General features: G+C 34.9%; 1 pseudogene. It reads right to left on the bottom strand.

The features are described from left to right. Positions 1–657, bottom strand: a pseudogene (locus SAY88_RS24625) (DDE-type integrase/transposase/recombinase); the annotation flags it as partial.

Here is a 657-nt window from a genome sequence, read left to right as displayed (position 1 = left end):
CCTTGATATAATATTATTATTGTTGTTTTGAACATCGATGATGTTCATGATCGGTTTTAAGTGTTGTTTTTCGAGGGCAAACACTTCAACCGGTCTTTTTTTTGTTGTGTTATGGACTTTGGCATTTCCTGTACGGTTAAGCCAGTCTTGAGCTTGTTCGTTCCAAGATTCAAGGTTATGGAACTCTCTATGTTTAGCGTAATTATATTTAATGAAGCCAATCACATTTTCAATTTTTCCTTTACTTTCAGGATCAGCTTTTCTACATACTCGCAAATTCAGTTTCTTTATCTCTCTGTAAGTTTGAAATTCCTCTGTTAAAATTAAATCGCCACTATTTTCACTAACAATAATTAAATTGTCTTGATCATAAACTAACTCGTTTGGGATTCCGTTAAACCATTGAAAAGCAAGTTCATGTGCTTCAATGACATCTTTTGTTGTAAACGGTCGGTCTAACCAGTACATGTACTTATAACGGGAATGAGATAAAACAAAGGCAATGAAGTATAGCTTTACTGTTCCTCCATCTCTTTTCTTATTTTTTGTTTGTCCAAAGTCCACTTGGACTTGTTCCCCGATAGGACACTCAGGTATTGCTTCATAAGATCTAGGAGTCGATTCCTTCAGAATATTGTATTCTTTCCTAAGCTCTCT

The organism is Halalkalibacter flavus (assembly GCF_036663575.1).
GTDB classification, from domain to species: Bacteria; Bacillota; Bacilli; order Bacillales; family Bacillaceae_D; genus Halalkalibacter; species Halalkalibacter flavus.
Note: the sequence above shows the minus strand (reverse complement) of the source record. Positions and strands in the feature narration are given on the sequence as shown.